This is a genomic window from Microbacterium pseudoresistens (assembly GCF_013409745.1).
GTDB classification, from domain to species: domain Bacteria; phylum Actinomycetota; class Actinomycetes; order Actinomycetales; family Microbacteriaceae; genus Microbacterium; species Microbacterium pseudoresistens.
The window spans coordinates 1,060,592-1,078,358 of sequence record NZ_JACCBH010000001.1 but is presented as its reverse complement, the minus strand read 5'-3'; the positions used below and the strand labels follow the sequence as shown (position 1 = coordinate 1,078,358).

Annotated in this window: 19 protein-coding genes; 11 read left to right on the top strand and 8 right to left on the bottom strand. The window is 68.3% G+C overall.

Going from position 1 to position 17,767, the window contains the following annotated elements:
• Positions 1-27 precede the first annotated feature (27 nt).
• Positions 28-771 (top strand): FCD domain-containing protein, encoded by a 744-nt coding sequence (locus tag BKA02_RS05260; protein WP_179431943.1) that lies wholly within the window; start codon positions 28-30, stop codon positions 769-771.
• Here BKA02_RS05260 and BKA02_RS14475 read toward each other — a convergent pair.
• Positions 732-1,487: a GntR family transcriptional regulator gene (locus tag BKA02_RS14475; RefSeq protein WP_343045354.1), complete on the bottom strand. Its 756-nt coding sequence runs from the start codon at positions 1,485-1,487 to the stop codon at positions 732-734. The genes BKA02_RS05260 and BKA02_RS14475 overlap by 40 nt on opposite strands.
• Positions 1,488-1,602: 115 nt before the next feature.
• Here BKA02_RS14475 and BKA02_RS05250 point away from each other — a divergent pair, with 115 nt between their 5' ends.
• From BKA02_RS05250 to BKA02_RS05205, 10 genes are all read left to right on the top strand, one after another.
• Positions 1,603-3,126: an aldehyde dehydrogenase gene (locus BKA02_RS05250; RefSeq protein ID WP_179431939.1), complete on the top strand. Its 1,524-nt coding sequence runs from the start codon at positions 1,603-1,605 to the stop codon at positions 3,124-3,126.
• An 11-nt stretch (positions 3,127-3,137) separates the two neighbouring features.
• A complete protein-coding gene (locus BKA02_RS05245) occupies positions 3,138-3,986 on the top strand; it encodes an FAD:protein FMN transferase (RefSeq protein WP_179431937.1) in 849 nt (282 codons plus the stop codon).
• Positions 3,983-4,501, top strand: a complete 519-nt coding sequence (locus tag BKA02_RS05240) for a flavin reductase family protein (RefSeq protein ID WP_179431935.1) — start codon at positions 3,983-3,985, stop codon at positions 4,499-4,501. The genes BKA02_RS05245 and BKA02_RS05240 overlap by 4 nt, the downstream gene beginning before the upstream one ends.
• Positions 4,502-4,659: 158 nt before the next feature.
• Positions 4,660-5,748, top strand: coding sequence for an ABC transporter substrate-binding protein (locus BKA02_RS05235; RefSeq protein ID WP_179431933.1), 1,089 nt, complete (start codon positions 4,660-4,662; stop codon positions 5,746-5,748).
• A gap of 58 nt (positions 5,749-5,806) precedes the next feature.
• Positions 5,807-6,607, top strand: coding sequence for an ATP-binding cassette domain-containing protein (locus tag BKA02_RS05230; protein ID WP_179431931.1), 801 nt, complete (start codon positions 5,807-5,809; stop codon positions 6,605-6,607).
• A gap of 17 nt (positions 6,608-6,624) precedes the next feature.
• Positions 6,625-7,482, top strand: coding sequence for an ABC transporter permease subunit (locus tag BKA02_RS05225; RefSeq protein WP_179431929.1), 858 nt, complete (start codon positions 6,625-6,627; stop codon positions 7,480-7,482).
• Between the two features lie 52 nt (positions 7,483-7,534).
• On the top strand, positions 7,535-8,404 hold the full coding sequence (locus BKA02_RS05220) for an alpha/beta fold hydrolase (RefSeq protein ID WP_179431927.1): 870 nt from the start codon (positions 7,535-7,537) through the stop codon (positions 8,402-8,404).
• Positions 8,401-9,798 (top strand): FAD-binding protein, encoded by a 1,398-nt coding sequence (locus BKA02_RS05215; protein WP_179431925.1) that lies wholly within the window; start codon positions 8,401-8,403, stop codon positions 9,796-9,798. The genes BKA02_RS05220 and BKA02_RS05215 overlap by 4 nt, the downstream gene beginning before the upstream one ends.
• Before the next feature lies 1 nt (position 9,799).
• The gene (locus BKA02_RS05210) at positions 9,800-10,357 is read left to right on the top strand and encodes a carboxymuconolactone decarboxylase family protein (protein ID WP_179431923.1); all 558 of its coding nucleotides are present in this window, start codon (positions 9,800-9,802) and stop codon (positions 10,355-10,357) included.
• Complete coding sequence (locus BKA02_RS05205) at positions 10,354-11,211, top strand: SDR family NAD(P)-dependent oxidoreductase (RefSeq protein ID WP_179431921.1); 858 nt, start codon at positions 10,354-10,356, stop codon at positions 11,209-11,211. Before BKA02_RS05210 ends, BKA02_RS05205 begins: the two co-directional genes overlap by 4 nt.
• Positions 11,212-11,591: 380 nt before the next feature.
• On the opposite strand, the gene BKA02_RS05200 is transcribed toward BKA02_RS05205, so the two are convergent.
• From BKA02_RS05200 to BKA02_RS05170, 7 genes are all read right to left on the bottom strand, one after another.
• Entirely contained in the window at positions 11,592-11,870 is a 279-nt protein-coding gene (locus BKA02_RS05200) for a hypothetical protein (protein ID WP_179431919.1), read from the bottom strand.
• 278 nt (positions 11,871-12,148) lie between these two features.
• A complete protein-coding gene (locus BKA02_RS05195) occupies positions 12,149-12,883 on the bottom strand; it encodes a Pr6Pr family membrane protein (RefSeq protein WP_343045353.1) in 735 nt (244 codons plus the stop codon).
• A gap of 28 nt (positions 12,884-12,911) precedes the next feature.
• On the bottom strand, positions 12,912-13,409 hold the full coding sequence (locus BKA02_RS05190; RefSeq protein ID WP_179431917.1) for an HNH endonuclease signature motif containing protein: 498 nt from the start codon (positions 13,407-13,409) through the stop codon (positions 12,912-12,914).
• Positions 13,410-13,618: 209 nt separating this feature from the next.
• Complete coding sequence (locus BKA02_RS05185) at positions 13,619-14,779, bottom strand: hypothetical protein (RefSeq protein ID WP_179431915.1); 1,161 nt, start codon at positions 14,777-14,779, stop codon at positions 13,619-13,621.
• Positions 14,773-15,531: a tetratricopeptide repeat protein gene (locus tag BKA02_RS05180; RefSeq protein ID WP_179431913.1), complete on the bottom strand. Its 759-nt coding sequence runs from the start codon at positions 15,529-15,531 to the stop codon at positions 14,773-14,775. The genes BKA02_RS05185 and BKA02_RS05180 overlap by 7 nt, the downstream gene beginning before the upstream one ends.
• Positions 15,528-16,781 carry a VWA domain-containing protein gene (locus tag BKA02_RS05175; RefSeq protein WP_179431911.1) on the bottom strand — a complete coding sequence of 418 codons (1,254 nt, stop codon included), beginning with the start codon at positions 16,779-16,781 and terminating at the stop codon, positions 15,528-15,530. Before BKA02_RS05175 ends, BKA02_RS05180 begins: the two co-directional genes overlap by 4 nt.
• The gene (locus BKA02_RS05170) at positions 16,778-17,764 is read right to left on the bottom strand and encodes a VWA domain-containing protein (RefSeq protein WP_246285976.1); all 987 of its coding nucleotides are present in this window, start codon (positions 17,762-17,764) and stop codon (positions 16,778-16,780) included. The genes BKA02_RS05175 and BKA02_RS05170 overlap by 4 nt, the downstream gene beginning before the upstream one ends.
• Positions 17,765-17,767: the final 3 nt, after the last annotated feature.

The following is a 17,767-nucleotide window of genomic DNA, read 5'->3' as shown; positions in this document are numbered from 1 at the left end:
CCGCTCGCGGCCGGGAGGAGGACGCACGTGTCACGCGCACTCACCGGTTCGTCGCCGAGCCGTCCCCGTGTCGTGAAGCTCGCCGAGACGGTCGCCCGATCTGTTGTCGACGAGATCGTCGCACGGGGCAGGCTTCCCGGTGAACCCCTCGCGCCTGAGGCGGAGATGGCCGATCACTTCGGCGTGTCGCGTGCGACGGTCCGCGAGGCGCTGCGGATCCTCGAGACGCACGGGCTCGTGGTGCTCAAGCCTGGTCGCAACGGCGGCCCGCAGGTGGGAGAAGTGGATCCTGTGACATTCGCGCGATCCCTCACCTGGTTCCTCCAGATGCGCCAGACCCGGTTCTGGGAGGTGCTCGAAGCCCGCGTGCTCCTCGAGCCGATGATGGCTGCGCTCGCAGCGCGACGGCGCGATGCCGATGGCCTGCGCGCACTCGCGGCGACGCTGGAGGACTATCCTGAGGACGATCACGGTTATCTCGAGGCGACGCAGCGGTTCCACGGTGTGATTGCCGGAATCTCCGGCAACGCGGTGCTCGACCTCTTCGGTCGGTCGCTCAAAGAGGTCTACACCGGCCGTGTCGTTCCGGTCGAGCAACCGGCGGCGCGCCGGGAGCTCGTTCTGCGCGAGCATCGTGAGGTCGCCGAGGCTGTGATGGAGGGCGACCCCGATCTCGCGGAGGATCGCATGCGTGAGCACATGGTCGAGCTCTCGCTGGGGTTCGAGCGTCGTTACCGGGCGCTGGGGGACGAGTTCGTCGGCTGGTGGTGATCCTCGCCGGGATCCGGGGTGCGATCCTCCGCCTCGGATGCTGCCGCCGCGAGCGATTCCTCTGCGGCGCGAGCAGCCAAGCGAATGTGCTCGCACCATGCACTCTGGGCTCTTTCGGCGTCGCGCTTCTTGATGTGCTCGAGCACCGCGTCGATCTCCAGGAGCATCTGTTCGCGACGCGATCCCCGTGACAGCGACCGTACGCGCAGCTGGGCGAGGCGTCCGCGCAGCACCCGGGCGTGGCTTTCGAGAACCTTGTTCGCCGCGCCGCGATACAGCACGTCGTAGAAGGCCTCTTTGCTCTGCAGGACGGCATTCGTGTCGGACTGCGTGTGGGCTGTGCGCAGCTGTTCGAAGGACTCGACCAGCTCGGCGAGATCGGCGTCGCTCGCACGCAGGGTGAAGACCTTGATGGCCATTCCCTCGAGTGCCTCGCGCATCTCGTACAGCGACGTCGCGTCGCTCGGGGTGATGCGGGCGACAGTGGGGCCCTTGTGAGGGCGGATGTCGATGAAGCCCTCCGCCTCGAGCTGACGGTACGCCTCCCGGAGGGTGTTGCGGGAGACGTCGAGCTGCTCGCACAGTTCGCGTTCGACCAGCCGTTGTCCCTCACGCAACCCGCCGGACATGATCTGGATCCGGATTGCCTCGGCCGTCTGCTCTCGGACGGGCGAGGCGACACGGCGCACGGGGTACAGCACGGAAGAGTCGCTCACACGCTGAAATGTACCACCAGTTTCCCCAATGAGGTCGATTGACGAATTGTAGGGCAATAGGTTAGTCTTGCATCCGACCGTATCCGCGGCCAAGATCAGCAGACTTGAGGATGCAATGAGGCAGACGATCACCCGGGACGACCGCTCGACAGCCGAGACCACCGCACTGGACGGCATCTACGTCGATGGGCGACTCGTGCGCCCCGACGGCGCACAGTACTTCGACGTGCGCGACCCTGCGACCGGACGCGTGTGGAATCGCGCGCTCGATGCGACAGCCGCAGAGGTCGATCTCGCGGTCAGGAGTGCGCGGCGCGCTTTCGAATCGGAAGAGTGGAGCATGTTGCGCCCCGCCGATCGCGCCCAGCTGCTGATCGACTTCGGAAGCGCCATCGCCGACAACGCCGAGGAGCTGTCCGACCTGCAGGTGCGGGAGAACGGCAAGCTCATGCGCGAGATGTTCGGGCAGACCAAGCTCATGCGCGAGTACTTCAACTACTATGCCGGCCTGGCGCAGCTCCCCCTCGGCGCGACGAATGCGACTCACCTGCGCGGCATGGTCAACTACACGGTGCGCGAACCGATCGGAGTCGTCGGCGCCGTGACGCCGTGGAACTCCCCCCTTCTGCTGCTCGTGTGGAAGCTCGGACCGGCTCTCGCCGCCGGCAACACCGTCGTCGCGAAGCCGTCGGAGGTCACTCCGCTTTCGACCGTGCGCCTGGCGCAGATCGCGTCCGAAGTCGGTTTCCCCGACGGCGTCTTCAACGTCGTGACAGGGCAAGGCGCAGCGGGCCGCGCTCTCGTCGAGCACCCCGAGGTCGACAAGGTCGCGTTCACGGGATCGACGCCGACGGGGAAGGCCATCGCCGCCAGCGCGGCGTCCCGCCTCGCCCGGGTGTCGCTCGAGCTCGGCGGCAAGTCGCCCAACATCATCTTCGACGACGCCGACATCGAGGCCGCCGTCACGGGGGCCGTCGCGGGCATCTTCGGTGCGAGCGGGCAGACCTGCATGGCGGGCTCGCGCATCCTCGTCCAGAGTACTGTCTACGATGAGGTCGTGGAGCGGATTGCGCGGCGCGCTGACGCGATCGTGGTCGGCGACCCGCGTGAGGACGAGAGTCAGATGGGCGCCGTCGCGAGCCGCGCGCAGTACGACAAGGTCCTCGAGTACATCGGGATCGCGACCGGAGAAGGAGCGCGGCTGGTCTCCGGAGGGGTCGTCGCGGAGGTTCCGGGACTCAAGGAGGGGCTCTTCGTCCGGCCGACGGTCTTCGCCGATGTCACCAACGACATGCGCATCGCGCGCGAGGAGGTCTTCGGCCCGATCGCGGCGATCATCCGCTTCGACGATGAAGAAGAGGCCGTCCGCATTGCCAACGACACGGAGTTCGGCCTCGCTGCCGGTGTCTGGACGGGCTCCGTCCCCCGCGCGCACCGCGTGGCGGGTCTGCTCAGGGCTGGCACCGTGTGGGTCAACAACTACCGCAAGACGTCCTATGCGACGCCGTTCGGAGGTTACAAGCAGAGCGGTCTTGGTCGTGAGAACGGCATCGACGCGATGCGGGAGTTCTCCGAGGAGAAGAGCATCTGGATCGATGCGGGGCAGGGAATCAAGGATCCCTTCAACCCGCGTGCGTAGGAGCCGATGACATGATCGCTTCCACGCTCGAGGTGCATCGGGTCCGCGTGTTCAACACGGACGTCGAGTACGCCGCGATGGGTGCGGGAGCGGCGGAGTACGAGCGGATCGAGGAGTGGCTGCGCTCGCTCGACGCGCGGTTCTCGAGGTTCCGCGAAGACAGCGAGCTGAGCGCTCTGAACTCTTCCGGCGGCGAATGGGTGACCATCTCGCACGAGATGTCACAGATGCTCGCCCACGCCCTGCGCGTGGAGGCCGACAGCCTCGGGCTGGTCAACATCGCTACGACGCAGGCGCTCATCGACGTCGGATACCGGCGGCCGTGGCCCGCGGCGTGGGTGGGCGCCGGGGAGGAGCCGTCGCCCGTGCGGCCGCTCTTCGAGGTGCTCGAGCTGGGTCGCGGTCGAGCACGACTGGCAGCCGGAGTAAACGTCGACTTCGGCGCGATCGCGAAGGGTGTGTGGGCTGACGAAGCGGTGCGGAGGCTGGGCGGCGACGCCGTCGTGAGCCTCGGCGGCGACGTCGCCGCCCGCGGGGGAGGTCCCGTCGGTGAGGGATGGGCCGTCCAGGTCCCCGGCGACCGGGTCGTGATGCTCTCCGTGGGGGGCGTCGCTACGAGCGGCGTCACCAAGCGGGCGTCGGATGTCGCGCACCACATCATCGACCCGCGCACGGGAGCTCCGGCCGCCGTCGACGCACAGACGATCACGGTGCTCGCGGCCACGGCCACGGCGGCGGAGTGGGCGGCGACAGCGCTCATCATCGATCAATCGCAGTGCGAGCGGCTCGCGGCTCGGGGCGTCGTGGACGCCGTGTGGGCCGACGGAGCTGCACTGATTGTCAGGAAGGACAATGCATGAACACCCTCGCTCCCCTGAGGACGATCGCTCCGCAATCGTTCCGGTCGGCCTACCGTCAGGTGCCCGGCCCCGTCGCGGTCGTGTTGACGCGCACCGAGACGGGAACCGTCGTCGGCATCACATGCACCTCGGCGACGTCGCTGTCCGCGGATCCGGCGATGGCGACCTTTTCCGTGGACGTCAAGACGTCGTTCCTCGGCTCGCTGGAGGCCACGCGCGTCTTCTCCGTCAACTATCTGGCGGCTGACCGGGTCGACGTCGCGCGCGCCTTTGCGCGGGGAGGCGACGACCTCGCTCGCATCGCCCACCTCATCGTCTCGGACCCGATCACGAGCATCCCCACCCTGGGCTCGGGGACAGTCGCCGTGCTGCAGTGCGAACTCGACGCGACGCTGCGCTGCGGGGACCACGATCTCGTGACGGGAGCGATCGTCCGCTCGCGGTATCACGGTGACGAGACGGCGCTGGTGTACTCGGGCGGCGCCTACGGTGCGTTTCTCGCGCGCAGCTACTAACCCGCACAGTTACTAACCCATTGACCGTTTGTAGGGCAATAGACTAATGTGGGAGTCACAGCGGGCATGATGATGTCTCCGCTCGCGTCTCGTGACCGAATGGCCGGGACGTCTCGTCAGTCCGATGAAGTGCAGATGAGTTCGAAAGGATCTGGTCCATGATCAGTAGACGGAAGAGGGTGGCGCTCATCGCCGCCGCCGTTCTGAGCCTCGTGCTCCCGGTGAGCGCGTGCAGCAGCGCATCCACAACCCCGGCGGATCCGGGCAGCGACGAGCTAACGCTCGTGCGAATCGGAAGCCAGCAGGTGGCCGCCGATGCGGGTCTGTTCCTCGCCGATGAGCGCGGGTACTTCGCAGACGCGGGCATCGAGGTGAAGTTCGAGCGACTGGCGGACGCGTCCGCCATCACGAACGCCCTCGCGACGGGACAGCTCGAAGTCGCCGGCGCCACGATGACGCCCGGAACCTTCATGTCGGTCGAGCAGGATCTCGGCATCAAGATCGTCGGCGACAAGAACTACATGGCTCCCGCTGATGGCGACACGCCCGCGATCTCCGCGACGCGGCTGGCGGTGCTTCCCGAGTACGACAAGGGAGACATCACGGCGACGCTGGAGAGCCTGAAGGGCAAGAGGCTCGCGATCCACAGCTCCCTGTCGATCCAGATCGTCTACTTGGCCGCGTTCCTCGAGAACCATGGCTTCTCGCTCGACGACTTCCAGATCACGCCGGTCCTATCGCCCGACCAGACCGCCGCCCTGCAGGGAGGCTCGATCGAAGCGGCCGTCATGCAGGAGCCGTACCTGACGCAGGCGATCACGAACGACATCGCTGTCGAGGTCTCGGACCTCACTGACGGCCTGCCCCGTGGCGTCAGCACGGCTGCGCTCGTATACGGACCGGCGTTCATCGAAGACGCTGAGACCGCTCAGGCCTTCATGAACGCGTACATGAAGGCCGTGCGCGAGTACAACGATGCGGTCTTCTATGGAACGGAGGAGGAGAAGCGCGCTGTCATGGAGGTCGTCGCGGAGCGCACCGGAACCCCCATCGAAGACCTCATGAAGGCCAGCCCGGCCGGTCTCGACCCCGACCAGGTCGTCGACAGTGACTGGATCCAGCACTGCAGCGACTTCTATCAGATGACGGGAGACCTCGCGGTCGACGTCGACGTCGCGGATCTCATCGACACGCAGTTCCGGGATGCTGCGATCAAGGAGCTCGGAGAATATGTCGCTGGCAGCTGATTCGGCCCCGACTCGGGGGGCCGCTTCGGCGGCCGCCCCGGCGGGGGCTGACGTCGCGGTGACCATCCGCGACGTCAACAAGACCTTCCTCAGCCGTAAGGGGAAGGAGGTCGAGGCTCTCCGCGGCATCGACATCGAGGTGCGAGAAGGCGAGGTCATCGCCGTTATCGGTCCTAGTGGCTGCGGCAAGAGCTCGCTCCTGCGTCTCCTCGCGGGTCTCGACACCGTCTACGACGGCTCGGTCGACATCGTCGCCGGGGACTCCGACGGAGAACTCGGAAGACTGCCGAGCGCGACCGTCTTTCAGATGGAGTCGACGCTTCCATGGCTCACGGTGAAGAAGAACATCACCGCGGTGGGGCTCTCAAAGCTCGCCATCTCTTCGGCCGAGAAGAGCCGCAGAGCCGATGAGGTGCTCGAGCTCGTCGGGCTGCAGGGCTTCGAGAACGCGTATCCGCACGAGCTGTCGGGCGGGATGCGCCAGCGCGTCTCGATCGCCCGTGCACTCGCGACCAGGCCGCATCTCCTGCTGATGGACGAGCCCCTTTCGGCGCTAGACGCCCAGACGCGGGTCGTCATGCAGCAGGAGCTGCTGCGGATCTGGTCGGAGACGCGTTCGACCGTGGTCTACATCACCCACGACATCGAGGAGGCGGTCACCCTCGCCGACCGCGTCATCGTCCTCTCAGCACGCCCCGGTCGCATCGCGATGGTCCGAGAGACCCCGCCCAAGACCACGACGGATGTCACTGAGTTGCGCCGTGACGAGGCGTTCGGCGAGCTCGTCGTCGAGCTGTGGCAGGCGGTGGCCGGTTCCGTCGGCTCGAGCCTGTCCACCGCGACCATAGTGCTCGATTGAATCAGGAAGGACTTTCCGTGGCACTGCTCACTCAAGAGAGCGACGTCGCTCTCCCCGACCTCGCGCCGTCCGCCCGCATGGCGGAGCGCCTGCGCCGACGCCGCAAGCGTGAACGCACCAAGAAGATCCTTTGGGGGACGTTGACCCCGCTCTTCCTGCTCGGGGTCTGGGAGATCCTCTCCCGCTCGGGGGTTCTCGACGAGCGCTTCTTCCCCGCCCCGACGACGGTCTTCGTGGATGCCGTGAACCAGTTCGTCGACCCCGTCCTGAGAGCGGCGCTGCTGGAAGACATGGCTCAGTCCGGCACTCGTCTCTTCCTCGGCTTCTTCCTGGGCTCGGTCGCGGGACTCGCAGTGGGGCTGCTCATGGGACTGATCCCATGGGTGCGCTACTCCCTGAGCCCTCTCATCAACAGCATCTATCCGCTGCCCAAGCTCGCCCTGTATCCGCTGATGATCATGTTCTTCGGCATCGGCAACACGAGCATGCTCGCCCTGGTCGTGCTCGGCGTCTTCTTCATGGTGTCGATCAACACGGTCTCGGGCGTCACATACAGTCCCGCGATCTACCGCGAGGTCGGGACGGCCTTCCAGGTGCCGCGCATCGTGCGCCTGTTCCGCATCACCCTTCCCGCAGCGATCCCGTCCGTCATCGGCGGCCTCAAGCTGGGGTTCGGACAGGCGCTCATTATCGTCGTGTCGACCGAGTTCGTCGGCGGTGATGACGGCGTCGGCTACCTGATCTGGCACTCCTGGCAGATCCTGAACGTTCCGCTGATGTTCGTGGGCCTCGCGATCGTCGGCCTCGTCGGATGGCTCGGCTCCTCGGCGATCACGGCACTCGCCAAGATCGCCGTGCCGTGGCAGGACGACTGAGCTCCGCCCGCACTGCTGAGCCGTTACCACCCACTGAAACAAGGAGCGATGAATGTCCAGCGCCACTTACACGCGTCGCGAGATCACGCACGACGGAGTGACGACCACCTACGTCGAGGCCGGAAATCCGGCGGGAGGCACGGTCCTCCTCGTCCATGACGGCTGGTACGGAGCCGACGCCGAGACGCTGTGGAGCAGTGTCATCGAGCGACTCGCGGAGGACTACCACGTCCTCGCACCCGACATGCTCGGATTCGGTGGAACGAGCAAGACGGTGCACTTCGATCGGCCCATGTACGCCTATCGCGCCCAGCACCTCGGCTCGTTCGTGCGTGCTGTCCTTCCCAATGGCACATCGGTGCACGGAGCGGGCACATCGCTCGGGGGCTCCTTGCTGCTACGCGCATCGGTCTCGTCCGGCGCCCCGATCCCGCTCGCCAGCGTCCTGTCGATCTCAGGCTCAGGCGGGCCGTGGCGATCGGAGTTCGGGGCCGCCGAGCTCGGGCGCTTCGAGGGAACCGCAGCGGACATCGAGCGGATGCTCGAGCACATGGCCGGTGAGTTCCCCGGGCGCGACGAGTTCGTCGAGGCCCGCATGCGCAACGTCGCCGCGCCGGGGCACGTCGAGTCGATGATGGTCGGCTCGATCAAGCCACCCGCGGGACTGCAGCGCCCGCCCGCCCCGGCACCCGCCGCATGGCCGGCCGCCCTCGCGCAGGTGCGCGTGCCCACGATGGTCATCGGGTGCGACGACGACCCTCTCCTGGAGCCCGGCTGGGAGAAGAACTTCGAGGGCATCAGCAGACTCGTCACGGTCGGCACGCTGCCGGCTCGTCACGCACCGAGCCTGGATCGCCCCGATGAGGTGTCCGAGCTCATCTGCCGACACCTCGTGCGTTCGGGAGCGGGGGTGACGCAGTGAGCGCCCGGGTCGTCGCCGTCGTCGGCGCGGGTGCAGCGGGACTGTCCGCCGCAGTCGCAGCCGCGGAGACCGCGGCCGCGAACGGGTCGGGTACCACCGTCGTGCTGCTGGATCGCGCCCCCGACAATGAGGCGGGGGGCAACACACGCTGGACGGATGCCTATCTGCGGCTGCAGGACGTCTACGAGCCGGCCGAGAACTTCGCCGAGGACATGATCGCGTTCTCGGACGGACGCACTGACGCCGACTACGTCGACGCCCTCCTGGAGGAGTTGCCGGAGACGATGGACTGGGTTCAGGGGCACGGCGTGCGGTTCCACCGGCGGCCGACCTACTTCGTCACGGCTTCCCGGCCTCGAATGATGCCCGTCGGCGGCGGGGAGTCGATCGTGCGCCAGCTGACCGCCGCCGCGCGGGAGCTCGGAGTCGAGATCCGATACTCGCACCGGGTCACGGGCGTTCGTGCCGTGGGGGACGCCTACGAGCTGACGTTCGAGTCGGGCGCCGTCCCGCTGAGCGCGGACGTCGTCGTCGTCGCGTCAGGCGGGTTCGAGGGGAGCCCCGAGATGCTCGCCGAGCACATCGGCCCGCACGCGCGCGACATGCATCCCATCGCTCCCGGCGGAGCCCTGAACACGGGCGACGTCGTCGAGAGCCTCATCGAGCTGGGCGCGGCGCGCGGCGGCGAGTGGTCCAACTTCCACGGGGAACCCGTCGACAGCCGCAGCGATCAGTCCGAGGCCTCCGTCATGACCTTCGGCTACGGGATCGTCGTGGACGAGAACGCCGAGCGCTTCTTCGACGAGGGGGCGAGCACAGCCGATGAGAACTACGAGGATCTCAGCCGTGCGATCCTCGAACGATCGAATCAGCGTGCGTTCCTCATCAGCGACGCCGAGTTCGATCGCGTACCCGGGATCGAGCGGGGCATGTTGACCGACCGCAAGCCCGTCACGGCCGCTTCGATCGAGGAGCTCGCCGACGCGCTGGGCCTCGACCGGGACGCGCTTCGTGCAACGATCGCGAAGTTCAACAACGCCGCACCCGCCGATGGTGGGTCGTATGATCCGACGGGGCTCGACGGCTGCGCGACCGAGCGTCTCGACCCGCCGAAGTCCAACTGGGCGCGTCCCATCGTCGAGGCCCCGTTCATCGGGGTGCCGCTCATCGTCGACATCGTCTTCACCTACGGAGGCGTCGCCACGGATGCGCATGCGCGCGTCGTCGACGGGCAGGGCGCACCGATGCGGGGACTCTACGCGGCAGGCGAGTGCACAGGCATCTACTACGGCAAGTACCCCGGTGCCACCTCGGTCCTGCGGGGACTCGTCTTCGGAAGGCTCGCAGGGATCAACGCCGTCCGCGAGGCGGCGGAGGTTCCGAACAATGACTGACATGAGACTGCCGCGCTTCGGGCCCGAAGTGCTCAGCGCATCGCAGAGGGAGCTCTACGATCTCATCGTCGGCGGTCCGCGGCAGAGCGAGGCATCGTTCTTCTCGGTCGCGGATGCCGAAGGCGTGCTCTCCGGGCCGTATCGCGCGATGCTGCTGCATCCCGGTGTCGGGGGTCCTCTCGAGCGACTCGGCAGAGCCGCTCGCTTCGAATCCGGCATCGACGACCGGCTCAAGGAGGTTGCGATACTCACGGTCGCGCACCTCATGTCGAGCGACGTCGAATGGGCGGCGCACGCAGGTCTGGCCGCGGCGGCCGGCGTGCCCCGTGTGACGATCGAGACGCTGCGGACGGCACCCGTCTTCGAGGATGTCGCCGACCGCGAAGTCTATGACTTCGTGGTGGCGATGATCGGTTCGCGGGTCGTGCCTGAGCCCGTCTACAACGCGATCCTCGATCGTCATGACCAGCAGGGGCTTTTCGCCCTCGTCGTCGTGGCTGGCTACTACCAGATGATCGCTCACATCAACAATGTCTTCGCCCTGGAGGTCGGCCGATGAGCACGCAGGAACCGGAACGGATCACGTTGGACCGGAAAGCGGTCGTCGTGACAGGAGCCGGTCGCGGACTCGGCCGCGCATACGCGCTCGCTCTCGCGAAACGCGGAGCGTCTGTCGTGGTCAACGACATCGATGCGGACGCCGCTGCAGAAGTAGCGAAGGAGATCGCGGCGCTCGGCCCGGCGGTTTCCGTGCACACGGCATCCGTGGCCGAACCCGCGGGAGCGGCATCGCTCGTCCAGCAGTGCGTGGGAGAGTTCGGGTCGATCGATGGACTGGTCAACAACGCGGGCGTTCTCTGGCAGGGCCCGTCGTGGGAGATCTCTGACGACTGGGTCGATCGGATGCTGTCGGTCAACATAGCCGCCACCATCCACTGCGGGCACGCGGCAATCCGTGAGATGCTCCGCCAGCCTCAGGGCGGCAGCATCGTGAACGTGACGTCGGGAACTCATCTGGGCAGCAGCGGACTGTCGGTCTACGGCGCGACCAAGGGCGCGGTGGCGTCGCTGACATACGGCTGGGCACTCGAGCTGTGGGACGGACCGATCCGCGTCAATGCGATCTCCCCCCTCGCCATCACCCCGATGAAGCTCCCGCCCTATGATGGGCATGCTCGACCCGAGGACATTGCCGAGGCGGTCTGCTATCTCGTCAGCGATCGCTCTGCGCGACTTCGGGGTCAGATCGTTCGCCGCAGTCATGACGAGGTCGGCGTGATATCCCATCCGCGCATCGGAGCGATGGCTCGCGGCGAGTGGACTGTCGAGAGCATCGCGGCATACTTCGACGGGCCGGGCGCCGGAAGCTTCGACGCGGTCGGTTACGGGAGCGCCGCGCGCACGGGGGAGTGAGACGGTCGAGGAAACGACGGGTCTGCTCCGGCCTGACCGATGGGAAAGGCGATCTGCTCTGGATCGGTGATCTCCGCGGCAGGACTGACCACTCGCGGCACCGGACGATGCTCTGCGCGGTGAGCCGTGAACTCCTCCGACGGTCGAGCGTTGGCGTCGGGAGGCAGAGGGTGAGGATGGGGATCAGCAGTCGCCAGCCGGGGTCTTCTCCGCCATCAGCCAGGCCGATCCGTCGTGGATGAGCGTCGCATCGAAGCGATGACGGCCGGCGTCGAAGCCGACCTCGCTCCCATGCAGCCCGTACGGTCAGAACGACATGGAGTCCGAGCAGTAGGTCATAGCAATCGTCCCGTCGTCGAATGCCGCGGTCTCGACCTCCTCTACGAGCTCGCCCTTCCACGCGATCCGCAGGTCGCGCCAGGTCCCGAGGCCACGAGGAGTTCGTCGAGCGCCTCTCCCGTGGCGATCTCGGAGAAGCGCTCCGGCGCTTCGCCGGCATCTCCCGAGACCGCGGTCCAGGTCGCGGTGTACTCGGCGAGGACGTCGGATGCGATCTCCACGGCATCCGGCGAGGGTGAGGGCGCTGGCGCGGGAGCGCTGCAGCCGGTGAGGGCGATCACGAGCACCAGAGTGCCGACGGAGGTTCGCAGGACGCGCATGGCACCGATCCTAGATCGCGGGATGCGGGTGTTTCGTCCGACTGCCTTGTTCGATGACCCGTCCGTTCAACCTGGATCCGCCGGTGTCTCTCCCGGTCGCCCTGCGGAGGCGGCGAGGGGCGGAGCGATGTACTGAGCAAGCGAAGCGAAGTGATGAAACGCTTGAACCGGCGTCCATGATCGATATGGCGGAGGTCACCGCGTTTCGTCTCGGTCGCGCTGCGCGCGGCCTCGCTCAACGACCGGGGTGGTCACCACCGCGACCGGTGGGTCCAGGATCAACGGCGCGCGCGACGGGAGAGGGCGACGACGCCGGCGCCGATCGCGAGGATTGCCGCGGCGATTCCCGCGATGTAGCCGGCCACGCCGAGGTAGCCGCCGGGCACCTGATGCGGGTCGAGGAAGGGGTACGGGTACCACCACGGCGTCCCGGTCACGGGGGAGACGATGAGGTTCGCGCGCAGGAGCGTGTAGACGGCCCAGACGATCGGGACGGCGGCGATGGTGAGCACGGTCGGCCAGCCGAGGCGCCGCCGCGCCGGGGCGAACAGCACGTCGAGCAGCAGGATGAGCGGCCCCACGACGTGCAGCACCTCATTGACCCACGGGGCCGAGATGCCCACCTGCGAGATGCCGCGCAGCAGCAGGTTGTAGACGATGCCGGTCGTGATCATGTAGGTGGCCACGCACGCCATGAGCACACCCAGCCACCGCGGTTCGGGCCGTGCGTCGCGGGCGCGGGCGAGCATCCAGATGCCGCCGATGGCGAGTGCCACGATGGCGAACACGTTAGAGAGGATCGTGAAGTAGCTGAAGAAGTTCGCCAGCACGGTCGGGAGGTGGCTCGCGTGCGGGGTCGTCGCGGCGAGCGCATTGCGGATCGACAACGACAGCTGAGTGACGATCGCGGCGAGGATGAGGACGGCGGCGAACAGTCGCGCGGAGCCCCAGATGAGCGTGCTGGAGGAGCGCTGCGCGCGGCCAGAGCGCATCTCGGCGACGGAGGTGGTCACGGGCTCACTCTAGACCGGCGCATGGGCGTCATGTGAACATGACGCGTGGCGGCGCGGGGTCGGTGTAGACGCGTCCGTGGGGGCTGGTCCAGGCGATGCTCCCGTCGGATCGGGGACGGGCGGTCCACCGTGCGATGTCGGGGATATCGGGGTGTTTGAGGACGTGGTGCCCGTGACAGAAGTGACTGAGATTGTCGGTGCTGGTCGGGCCGCCGCGCGCGTGATCCTGGTTGTGGTCGATCTCGCAGCGCACCGCGGGGATGCGGCAACCCGGGAACCGGCAGTGCCGGTCTCGTGCCTGCAGGAACCGTCGCATACCCACCGTCGGCGAGTACGTGTCGGTGCGGTGGATCGTGCCGGTGCTGGTGAGGAACATCCTCGTCCATCCGGTCTCACGCCCCGCGAGGCGTCGGGCGATATCGGGATCCAGTGGCCCGTGCCCGTCGAGCTCGGCCGGTTCATCGTCCAGCCCCGCCAGCGTGGTCGCGGCGATCGTGACCTGGATGCGCGCCCGGATCCCCTCCACCGGCTCGCCGTGGACGGGTGCCGGGTCGAGGGTCAGGAGCCTCCAGCATCGCGATCCGCCGCCGCACCGCGACCCATTCGTCCAGCACCACCACCCGCGGATCCTGTTCGATGCTCTCGAGCGCTTCCATGCCCCCAGTCTAGTACAAAAGAACGAACGAACAACAAGCCTACTTATACTGAGGTCAAACAAATATTCGAGGGATGGGATCAAGGATAGCGCTTCAGCGCGTCTTCATAGGCTGCGGCGTCGTCGGCGCTGAGCAGTTCACCGGCGATCACGACGAGCTGCAGCCCCTCCAGAGGCTCGCCCGTGCGAGCGCTCGTCGCCTCGCGCGAGGCGCGGTACTGGCCGGTGCCGTCGTTGGCGAGGTCGACGATGTCGGCGTAGAACAGGCCCGGATCGGGCCACAGCTCGGCGTACCACTCCCAGTTCACCTGGTTCTCGGGCCGGTCGCCGCCGTACATCTTCTGGATGATCGACGGATCGATCCCCGAGCGCGGGTCGTTGAACGCCCACATGCCTTCCCAGCCGCGCTCCCAGAGCACGTCTTCGATCGTGTGCATCACCGCGAGCTTGCGCGTGTACCCGGTGATCGGCTCGGTCGAGGCCCACGACGCCGACGTGTACTGCTGCAGCATCGACTCCCCGCCGTAGCCGTTGCGCTCGGGGCGCAGCACCTCGTCGCCCACCGCCACCCACTGGATGCCGTACTCGGCGGTGAGCCGTTGGCGCACGGCGGCGAGCGTCGCCTCGGCCTCGGCGCGCACATCCTCCAGCGACGGCTGGTACAGCGCCTGACCCGGATCGTCGTCCTTGATGCCGGGGTAGGCCTCCCAGAACTTCTGCTCGTCGCTCTTCTGACCGTCATAGGCGCCCAGCGCTTCCGCGCCCACGGCGCCCACCCCGCCGAGCGTGGCGACGTTGAACACGAGCGCGACGGCGAGCGCGGCCGCCCCGAGCAGTCGCCCTCGTGCCGTGCACAGGGCGGCCACGACGGCGACGAGCACGAGCAGCTGCAGCACGAGCAGCGTCGTGCCGTACAGCGCGCCGACCGCCCCGCTGGCGAGGGTCACGAGCAGGATGAGGGCGAACACGGTCGCTGCGCCGATCGCGATCCATCCCATTGCCCCGGTGTGCGCCGAGCGCTCCCGCGGCGCGGCGGCTTCGGGGGCGTGGTGATCCGCAAGAGGCCAGGCGGCGGGCGGGGCAGACGGCGGGGGCGCAGGAGCTGTCGGAGCGCCGGATGCCGGGGGCGCGACCGGCGGCGTCGTCGGCGCGACCCGGCGTGCGCCGCGATAGCCGCCGGGCGGGGGCAGCGGGGGAGCGCCTTCGGTGCCGGCGACGTAGCGGGATCCGCGGTCTACCATGGCCGATCCGTTCCCCCGCTGCCGTCGTCGTTCTGGTCGCGCTCGTTCTGCTGACGCTCCTGCTCGCCCTGCCTGAGGCGGTCTTCGAGATCGTCGAGGTCGGACTGATCCGGCTGATCCTGCGGCTCCTCCTCATCGGGATCCGGTTGCGAGGGGTCCTGACTGCTCTGCTGCTGCTTCTCCTGCAGGCGCTGCTGCTGCTCGTCGAGCGTGTCGCTCATGTCGCGGTTCGGATCCGGCGAGTCCTCCTGCGCCTGGTCATCGCGGCACTCATCGGGCGTCTCGGCGGTGATCACCAGCGCGCGGCCGTACAGCTCCTGCGCGCGCACGGGATCGCCATCCTGCACGGCGGCATCGCCCTGCCACTCCAGCACGAGCGCGAGGTTGATGCGCACGGCGCACACCTCGGTGCCGTGCGCGAGCGCGAGCGCATCCTCGAATCGGGCTTCGGCCTCGTCGAGCCGGCCCGACGCCGCCAGCCCCACGCCGAGGTCGTAGGGGGCCTTGTACGGCTCGAACCAGTTGAAAGGCTGCAGGCCCTCGGCCGCGCGGATCGATCCGGAATGATCGCCCGCCACGTACGACGAGATCGACTGGTACGCGAAGGCGTACATGCTCAGCAGCTTGCCGCTCAGCAGCAGTGCGGCGAGGAGGAACGGCGCCAGCGCGATCCCGATCCAGAGCCGGATGCGCCGCCGCGTGCGGTTCGCGGCGATGAGCGCCTCGGCGGCCGTGCGTGCGTCGGTGCTCACGGCGTCCCCCCTTCCCCGCGAGACGACGACCGCGTCCCGAGACCGTGCGAATCCTCCGTCGTCTCGGAAGGGAGTCGTCGTTTCGCGGACACGCCGGGGGGTGAGGCCGGGGGCGAGGTGGAGGACCAGGCCGGTGGTGAGGCCGCGCCAGACGGGAGCGGCGCGCGCACGGCGAGGCCGCGCATCCGGGCGATGAGCATGCTCGCTCGGGCGATCTCGAGGCACAGCAGGATGACGATCACGAGGGCGAGGATCCACGACAGGTCGTTCACGTGCCGCGTCGTGCCGTCCTCCCGGTAGGCGGTCGTGGTCGCGGGCGCCTCGGGGAGCGCGACCGTGTCGTCGGCGGTGCGGTGCGTGTAGTCCACGCCGAGCTGGTCGGCGATGGCGCGCAGCGCATCCTCGTCGATGACCGACAGCGCCCGTTCGCCCTGGTACTCGATGTAGTCGCCGCGGTCGTCGGGGTCGCCGGTCGTCTCGCGCATCGGACCGCCCTGGGCCGTGCCGTAGCCGAGCACGCCGCCGCCGTCGACGGTCGTGGACGCCGCCGCGAACGACTCCGGGCTGCTCGAGACGGTCTGCTCGCCGTCGCCGAGGTAGAACACCATCCGGGCGCGTTCGGGCGAGGATGCCGCCGCACGCCCGAGAATCTCGGCCAGCAGCGGCGCGGCCACGCCGATCGAGCTGCCCCGCGACTGGCGCGTGACCTCGGGGATGAGCACGTCGACGGCCGAGACGAGGGCGCTCGCATCGGTCGTCAGGGGCAGGCGCAGCTCGGCCGAGGCGGCGAAGGTGATGAGGGCGAAGCGCGCGCCGGGGTAGGTCTCGATGATCGTGCGCACGTCGTCGCGCACGCCGTCCATGCGCGGCTCGCCGGCCCAGTCCTCGGCGACCATGCTCGCGGTCGTGTCGATCACGACGACGACGTCGGTGTCGGTCGCCAACGCCCGCATCTCCCCGCCGGGCAGGCCGGGGCGCAGCAGCAACAGGCCGCAGGCGAGCACGAGCACGACCCGCAGCGCCCACATCGCAGGCCCCGCGCCCCGCGCATCCGCTGCACGCCCCTCGTTCGGGCGGAGAACGCGCGTTTGGGAGGAGTCTGGCGCGGCATCCGTCCTCCCGAGGCTGCGTTCTCCTCCCGGACGGATGCGGCCGCGCCAGGCGCGCACGAGCATCCATCCGGCGGCGGCGAGCGCCGGCACGACGAGCACCAGCACGAGCATCGGATGCAGCACGGGTTGGAAGATCACAGGCGCACCCTCCACAGCAGCAGGATGAACCCGAGCGCCACGACGAGCAGCGCGCCGATCCAGGGCTGGGGCACGTCGTTCCACACGACCTGCGCCTCGCCGCGCAGCGCCGTGGCCTCCAGCGACTGCACCTCGTCGACGATGTCGCCCACGGTGGTCGTCGCGCGCAGGCTGAAGCCCTTGCCTCCGGTGCGCACGGCGGCCTTGGTGAGCTCGTCGCTGAGGGCGGCGTTCACCCCGTCGACCGGGTTGATCGTGTACAGCCGGATGCCCTTGCCCGCCGCGTATGCCGCCGCCTGCTCGAGGGAGAGGATGGACGATCCGTTCAACTCGTTGTCGGTGGCGAGGATGATCGCCCGCCCCCGATCCTCGTCGTCGTGGTCGAAGCGCAGCGCGCAGGCGGTGAGGCCGTCGCCGATGAGCGAGGCGCCGGGGCCGTTGAGCGTGCCGACCCAGTGCTCGGGCACGGCCTGGGAGTAGTCGAAGCTCTCGGCCATGCTCTGCAGGTGCTCGCGCACGAAGTCGTAGTCGTCGGTGAGCGGGAAGACCTGCACCGGCGAGCTGTTGAAGATGGTCAGCCCGATCCGCTCGCCCTTGAACCCGGTGGCGAGCTCGTCGAAGATCGTCACGATCTCCTGGTCGACGTCGGTCATCGAGCCCGAGACGTCGAGGCACAGCATGATGTCGCGGTTGACGTTCTCGGGCTGGATGGTCTCGGCGGCGATGGGCCGGGCGGCGATCACCCCGCCGAGCACGACGCCGAGCACGCCGAGCGCCACGATGCCGGCCAGCGCGACCTGGCGGCGACGCACCGCGCGGGCGAAGGCGGGGAGGGCGCGCACGCGCTCGGCCCTGGCGACGCGCGCACCGTCGACCGCGGCATCCGCCCTGCCGCGGCGTCGCCCGAGCAGCAGGCCGACGAGCACGGCGACGATCGCTGCGCCGACGGCGGCCAGCAGCATCCACAGCGCGGTCAGAGTCATCGC

Coding starts and splice junctions, on each gene's coding strand:
- BKA02_RS05250 (WP_179431939.1), top strand. CDS start 1,603: ATGAGGCAGACGATCACCCGGGACGACCGCTCGACAGCCGAGACCACC.
- BKA02_RS05245 (WP_179431937.1), top strand. CDS start 3,138: ATGATCGCTTCCACGCTCGAGGTGCATCGGGTCCGCGTGTTCAACACG.
- BKA02_RS05240 (WP_179431935.1), top strand. CDS start 3,983: ATGAACACCCTCGCTCCCCTGAGGACGATCGCTCCGCAATCGTTCCGG.
- BKA02_RS05235 (WP_179431933.1), top strand. CDS start 4,660: ATGATCAGTAGACGGAAGAGGGTGGCGCTCATCGCCGCCGCCGTTCTG.
- BKA02_RS05220 (WP_179431927.1), top strand. CDS start 7,535: ATGTCCAGCGCCACTTACACGCGTCGCGAGATCACGCACGACGGAGTG.
- BKA02_RS05210 (WP_179431923.1), top strand. CDS start 9,800: ATGAGACTGCCGCGCTTCGGGCCCGAAGTGCTCAGCGCATCGCAGAGG.
- BKA02_RS05205 (WP_179431921.1), top strand. CDS start 10,354: ATGAGCACGCAGGAACCGGAACGGATCACGTTGGACCGGAAAGCGGTC.
- BKA02_RS05200 (WP_179431919.1), bottom strand. CDS start 11,870: ATGCGCGTCCTGCGAACCTCCGTCGGCACTCTGGTGCTCGTGATCGCC.
- BKA02_RS05185 (WP_179431915.1), bottom strand. CDS start 14,779: ATGGTAGACCGCGGATCCCGCTACGTCGCCGGCACCGAAGGCGCTCCC.
- BKA02_RS05170 (WP_246285976.1), bottom strand. CDS start 17,764: ATGACTCTGACCGCGCTGTGGATGCTGCTGGCCGCCGTCGGCGCAGCG.